At 42.7% G+C, this 6,293-nt stretch carries 9 protein-coding genes; 7 read left to right on the top strand and 2 right to left on the bottom strand.

The features are described from left to right. Positions 1 to 538, top strand: a 538-nt coding sequence (locus BM283_RS16885; protein ID WP_254776419.1) for a transposase, incomplete at its 5' end; no start/stop codon positions are given. Continuing rightward, positions 511 to 663 (top strand): hypothetical protein, encoded by a 153-nt coding sequence (locus BM283_RS20210; protein ID WP_254776418.1) that lies wholly within the window; start codon positions 511 to 513, stop codon positions 661 to 663. The genes BM283_RS16885 and BM283_RS20210, both read left to right, overlap by 28 nt. A gap of 370 nt (positions 664 to 1,033) precedes the next feature. Here BM283_RS20210 and BM283_RS16880 read toward each other — a convergent pair whose 3' ends face one another. Beyond that, a complete protein-coding gene (locus tag BM283_RS16880) occupies positions 1,034 to 1,285 on the bottom strand; it encodes a helix-turn-helix domain-containing protein (protein ID WP_090695213.1) in 252 nt (83 codons plus the stop codon). Positions 1,286 to 1,357: 72 nt separating this feature from the next. On the opposite strand from BM283_RS16880, the gene BM283_RS16875 reads away from it, so the two are divergent. From BM283_RS16875 to BM283_RS16850, 5 genes are all read left to right on the top strand, one after another. Continuing rightward, positions 1,358 to 2,026, top strand: coding sequence for a LexA family protein (locus BM283_RS16875; RefSeq protein ID WP_217646582.1), 669 nt, complete (start codon positions 1,358 to 1,360; stop codon positions 2,024 to 2,026). A 185-nt stretch (positions 2,027 to 2,211) separates the two neighbouring features. Then, the gene (locus BM283_RS16870; protein WP_217646581.1) at positions 2,212 to 2,649 is read left to right on the top strand and encodes a putative periplasmic lipoprotein; all 438 of its coding nucleotides are present in this window, start codon (positions 2,212 to 2,214) and stop codon (positions 2,647 to 2,649) included. Between the two features lie 651 nt (positions 2,650 to 3,300). Continuing rightward, positions 3,301 to 4,098 carry a hypothetical protein gene (locus tag BM283_RS16865; RefSeq protein ID WP_090695211.1) on the top strand — a complete coding sequence of 266 codons (798 nt, stop codon included), beginning with the start codon at positions 3,301 to 3,303 and terminating at the stop codon, positions 4,096 to 4,098. Between the two features lie 625 nt (positions 4,099 to 4,723). Next, positions 4,724 to 5,065, top strand: a complete 342-nt coding sequence (locus tag BM283_RS19085) for a hypothetical protein (protein WP_175492207.1) — start codon at positions 4,724 to 4,726, stop codon at positions 5,063 to 5,065. Positions 5,066 to 5,410: 345 nt separating this feature from the next. After that, positions 5,411 to 5,596 carry a hypothetical protein gene (locus BM283_RS16850; protein ID WP_090695207.1) on the top strand — a complete coding sequence of 62 codons (186 nt, stop codon included), beginning with the start codon at positions 5,411 to 5,413 and terminating at the stop codon, positions 5,594 to 5,596. A gap of 361 nt (positions 5,597 to 5,957) precedes the next feature. Here the strand turns inward: BM283_RS16850 and BM283_RS16845 are convergent. Next, positions 5,958 to 6,293 (bottom strand): transposase (locus BM283_RS16845; protein WP_139225328.1); only part of this gene is annotated, 336 nt, incomplete at its 5' end.

Raw genomic sequence — 6,293 nt, 5'->3', positions numbered from 1 at the left:
CGCTCACAAATTGATCCGGGAGCTTCGCAGAAAATTACCCCAGCATGGTCTGTTTGAACGCTATCAAGCAGATTTCCTGTGGTATGAACAGATATTGCAACAGCAACCCAAAGACAAGAATAACATCTACTCCTTGCACGAGCCGCAAGTGTACTGCATAGCTAAAGGTAAGGAGCACAAACCTTACGAATATGGCGCAAAGGCGTCAATTGCTTCGACTGCACAAAGCAACCTGATTGTGGGGGTGATCAGTCATGAGCGCAATCTGCATGATAATCATACCTTACCAGAAAGACTGAAACATGTTGAAATATCGCGTGGCAAAGCAGTCAAACAAGCGGTATGTGACCGAGGCTACCGTGGCAGAAGTGAAGTCAGTGCAACTCGAATCATCTTACCTGGAAAGTCACTAAAGAAGGATAGCCGAAGCCAGAAAGACAAGAAGCACAAACCATGCAAAAGGCGTGCGGCTATTGAACCTGTTATCGGGCATTTGAAATCAGATTTCAGATGGTCCGCAATTATCTCAAGGGCGTAGTGGGTGATCATATTAATCTACTGATGGCAGCTTGCGCCTGGAATCTGAATCAATGGCTATTGGCCATTTTTTGGCTGCTTTTTCCATCGTTACTGGAACGAAACAACCAACTTATCAGCCGTTAATAGAGCTGTAAGCCTGGTATCCTCGCTCAGAAAGTGCAGGCTTCGTGCCAGGAAATTAAAATTGATGTCCTAAAAATTGCTTTTTTCAGGGGCGACTAGTTAACTTTTTTTCTAATCTATTTAGCTGCCGTTAATTTCCTGGTAATGCACACATCATTTAATCAGGAGCCATCATGAAATTTTTGCCACCAGTTAAGACTCCACCGCCAGAACCGCTAGATATGCAATCGGCTTCAGCTTTGGCTGCCATCATTGAGGCTGTCATCTAGGCTGAACGGATCAGGACGGGTAAGGATGGGGTGGATGCGTCTTGCATTAGCGATTCCATAGCTCCAACTGAACGATCTGATGTGGATAAATGAAAGTCATGTCAGCTTTGACGGCGATCGCTTTCTCTACGGCGATCACAGCGTCGTCTTTCAATAGGAGCTGCTTCGTGTTCACAGCAACATACTTCGCTGTGCAAGCGACGCAGTGTTTCTCCCAGAGCCCAGTTTGGACTCTTACGATCACCTTTTAACAGCCCGGAGATATAGCTTTGCCCCGTCCCACACTTTTTAGCTATTTGCACCTGAGTCAATCCTTGATCGATCAGGTTTTGAATTAATTTTGCCCAGTTCATATGAATATAATATCGCCATTGCGGTATAAAGCAAATAGCCAAAGCGGTATGATTTTGTATCACAATTGCGATATGGAAACTTTTGGAAAGAGAATTCAGGAAGCGCGGAAGGAAATGGGGCTGACACAGCCACAGCTCGCCAAGTTGGCAGGCCTGTCTCAAACAACCATTTCCGATATAGAACGCGGAAGAAACAGTGGATCAGGCGCTGTTACAGCATTAGCCAGGGTTTTAAAAGTAAACCCCGAGTGGCTCGCAGAAGGCCGGAGGCCAAAACGCAAGAAGGATAGTCTCCATCCAGAGTTTATTGGAGTAGAGATAATAGAGGCTAATACAAAAGGTGTGCCCTTAATTTCGTGGGTACAAGCTGGAAATTGGTCTGAAGCAATAAATAATTTTGCTCCAGGTGATGCAAAAAGATGGGTTCCATGTCCAGCTCAACACAGCGAAAGAACATTTGCTCTACGTGTTAGCGGGATATCAATGTTTAATCCATCAGGGGAAAAATCATTCAGAGATGGAGATATTATTTATGTTGATCCAGCAAGACATCCATGCAATGGGTCGTTCGTTGTTGCAAGGCTCGATGATAGTAATGAGGTGACATTCAAACAGCTCATAATTGAAGGTGATCACAAATATTTGCGAGCAATAAACCCAGATTGGCCAAACAAGATAATCCAAATAAATAGCAATGCAACAATTTGTGGGGTCGTTATTTATGTGGGGCGAGATGTTTAGCTGGAGATATCTTTTCTGCAAAACTACCAAGCACGGCTGTTTGCAGGGCTGACACCGGATCAATTTCAAAAACATTAATTCTATCATGGGTTTATCGCCCATCATCTCGTCAGTCTCCATTTGACGACAGCGTCATATAGTAAGAAAATCTCCTCCTTTTAAATTAACCACTCAAAGGGGAGAGAATGAAAAAATCAGTAGTGCTGTTAGCCGCGGTCACGTTTCTATCAGGATGTGCGACCATGTTCAATGGAGCATCGCAGCAAGTATCAATCCGCAGCAATCAGCCTGACGTAGATTTGTATGTAAATGAGGCATTTATAGGTAGAGGAAACGGGATCACTGCTTTCAAGAAAAAAGAAGAATACGTCATTACCGCTCGTAAAGAAGGATGCATGCCTGTTTCCATTCCTGCATCAAAATCCTTCGATGCAACCACTTTACTTGGTGTATTTATTGATTTTGGGATTATCTCAATCCTAGCAATTGATGGCGCCGGGACAGGCGCATGGCGCAAGTTTGACCAAACAAGTTATATCATTGATCCGCAATGCAGCACACCTGTTGCCACAACACCAAGCACACCATCTCCAAATACAACGGCGCAGAAAGAAGGCAAATAAATTAACTGCGGCGAAGAAGCACCATCCAATGACACCGAGAGAATTGCAAAATCATAAATTATTTCCCAAAAAGTTAAAGCGTGCTCCTGAATTTAGGCCACAAAAGAGAAACAAGCTGCCAAAACCTTTTAATAAGCTTGGTGGTCAAAGAATACATACAACTGGAATAATGGATGTATCCAACAGGCATGTGTTTTGATGTGCTGGAGGGATAGAGAAATATTCACGGATAGTGCTTTCTTCGGTTATTTATATTATCGTTTAATAAATGGCGAATTAAGCCCACTGCTTGAGTTTCATTGGCACCCAAGCCACAAGTTTTCATTGTAAAATACCGTGCATGACTGATAATATAGCAAAACCAGCTAGAAATGATCTAAGGAGTATGCTCACTATTTCACCTGAGCATAAATGGGCATACGCCAGAGTGCTGCGTAAACAATACCGCCAAACCGTTGATATGCTCTTCAAATTTTATACATTCTGAATCATTCTTAACTGGTTACGCTATAATTATGCAAATAGATTTCTCGCTGAAGCTCCTGAAATGAATCTTAAAACTAAAAATCTTGACCCAAGAGTTAGTTTATGAAGATAGACTTCAGCTAATTCTTATATTTTGCGAATTATGCGGAATCTCCCCGCCAGACAATGACCCAACGTCAAAATCTTTATTCTAAAGTGACAGATATTAATCTTAATCGAGCAATCTGCTCGCTCTTTGAAGTGCATGCCGGCGAGAGTGGCGTGCAACGCATTGTCACGCCATTAGAGTATCCTGGAAGCAAGGATCAGATAGTTATTCGAGTACGTCCGTCTAAAAATGGAGATGGTTTTTTTATTGATGAAAACAGTGATGCATCATTGTATGCATCTATGAGTGGCGGTGATATAGAGTCGGAATCAGTAGTTCGATGGGCAGACGAGATATCCTTGTATTCTCCAGTTCAATTTACTGCTGAGGAGAAGCTAGTCGTATTTGCAAATAAAGAAGAGCTGATTGCTCCATATATTTTTCGGGTGGCGGAGGCCGCACAGCAGTTGTTTGCTATAGCCACCTCTCGGACTACTAGGCAAATAAATGATTTCAAAGAGCGAGTGCGACAAGTCATAGAAGAAATAGCTGCAAGTAAAAATATGCCCTGGCATACAGATATTGAATTACCTATATCTGGTGGTTTAAAAGCTGATCATATGCTTGGAGAAGATTATCCGTTAATTATTATCACAGCAACATCTGCTGCTAGATTGCTTGAAGCAGAAGTTATTTTTCTACAATATCAGGCGCAGCAAAAGAAGGGATATATATTGGCACTTGCCGAAGACCAAGAGGTGGTTGGAAAAAAACAGTATGAGCGAGCTGCGTATTTTACAAATAAAACAGTTATATTTAGCCAGGAAGCGCTACGCCAATTAATTTTTCAGGAAGCTGTTTCCACGATTCACTAATATGATTTCTTAATCTATATAAATCTCAAGCCCGCCCAGTGCGGGCTTTTTACTGGCGAGAACTATTTATATTACAAAAGCCAAGTGCGGCACATAGCTATAGAAAGGAGGTAAAAAACACTAACTATGCGCCGCGAGGGAATGGAAAATATACATAGCCGATGGCTTAGCGGGAAGAGAGCCAGCGGGTATGTATGGAACACTCCCATATGAAAGGAGTGTAATTAGCAAAAAATAGCCCGGCGAGAAATCGCAGAAAAACTCACCGTGCTACAACAGCTTATGGAAAGTATTTAACGCAACAACATTAATACATAATCAGTATACGCTATCTTCACAAAATATTCACAAAATCTTCACAATTAATCTTCGATCTTTCTGACCAAACGCCCGCCCCACTACCTCTTAAATAAATTCATAGCAACTCCTTGAGTTAGAACACCATGGCAAACCGGTACCACCGGCATGACCTTGCGCTATGCCGATGGCAACAAGGACAACGTAGACATCAACAATCTGATACTAACCAGCAGAACTGAGATCATACGCGAACACTCATTCAGCAATTATCCGAAAGAAATCAGGGAAGTTCACCTGATGAACAAAGCAATCAACAGGATCATCCATGAATAATAATCAAAACAATATCACCGAACTGCGCGCCATCCTATTCGATACGCTGCGCGGGCTGAAAGATAAAACAATCGACATCGAGCACGCCAAAGGGATCTCTGACACGGCTCAAGTCATAATCAACTCAGCCAAAGTGGAAGCAGACTACGCCAAACATTATAAAAAGAAAACCACATCATTTATGCACGACAAGATCATAGATGCCTCATTAGATGAACCTAATGACATTGATGATGATACGGATGATCGACGCGAGCTGGCAGACGTTAACCGCACAGAGCCCAAATTAACCAGCTATGTGCATCTCACTGGCGGTGGAAAGCAGCGGATTTAATTTGGCGAATTTACCGGGACCACCAGAAAAACGAGAGTATGAGGTTCTGCTTCATTTGGATCCAAGATGTCATCAACACGTACAGAAATTGGCTCATATGTCTCAGGATGAACAAGGCAAGGTCTAATGATTAAATCACCCTTATTCGGCAGTGTATCGCAAGATGAATCACATAGATTTTCATTATATGAGACCTTGCCTACATCCCATGGATACACAGCCCATCCTACAGCCGGATTACTCATTGTCGTTCCTCGGCAACATTGTGAAGTGAATTTACATAATACCACCATATTATTGTGGGTTATGAAAAGTTAATGAACAAACACCAAAAAGATAAATTAAATGCGAATCTACAATCGAACCATCAAATTCCCTGAGCGAGCTATGGCGGCCATTATCGGCGGTCATCCAGCTGCTGGTCCAGTCATCACTGAAGACGTAGTAATTGGCACCACGGATGATAGCCAAAACAACAGAGAGATAAGTGACCAGATAATCAACAAGCTATTTGACAACATTATTTTATGATCACCCATGGCACATGGGGGCAACGGTGCGTAATTTGCCGTCGCGGTATATCAGGAGCCTGACCCACGGCAGGCTTGAATGTGCCACTACCGAAGGGAAGCCCTGGTGCTTGAGGGCATCAGGGATACAAGAATAGATAACAACAATAAAAAGATAGGAGCATGATGCTTAAAGATATAGCGTAACCAGTTAAGAATAATTCAGAATATATAAAATTTGAAGAGCATATCAACGGTTTGGCTGTATTGTTCACGCAGTACTTTGGCGTATGCCCATTTATGCTCAGATGAAATAATGAGCATACTCCGTGAATCATTTCTAGCTGGTTTTGCTATATAACGTGAGTTCGACATAAGAATCATCACATCACGATTGGAAGAGCTTGAGGAAGTCTGATATTAAGGGAGGGTTTCTTCTCGCGAAAGGTGTAAGCCACCAGCCCGGCTATCAGATTAACAAAAAAGTTAACTGGGCTGCGATGGCGGGAATGCTCGATTTGCGAGATATTTTTCAATGGGTCATTGACGGCCTCAATGATCGAGCGTTTACGTAACAGCAGCTTGTCAAAAAGTGGCAACAACTTGTTTTTCATATTCTTGCGCACCTTGGTGATGAGCTGCACGCCTTGCTCCCAGAGTTGCTCAAAGAGTGACCGCGAGAGATAACCCCGGTCACCAAAGAGCTTTCCAAATAAGGA

Source organism: Nitrosomonas sp. Nm34, assembly GCF_900113925.1.
In the GTDB taxonomy this organism is placed as follows: domain Bacteria; phylum Pseudomonadota; class Gammaproteobacteria; order Burkholderiales; family Nitrosomonadaceae; genus Nitrosomonas.
The sequence above is the reverse complement of the archived record's forward strand: the minus strand, read 5'-3'. Positions and strand labels throughout refer to the sequence as shown.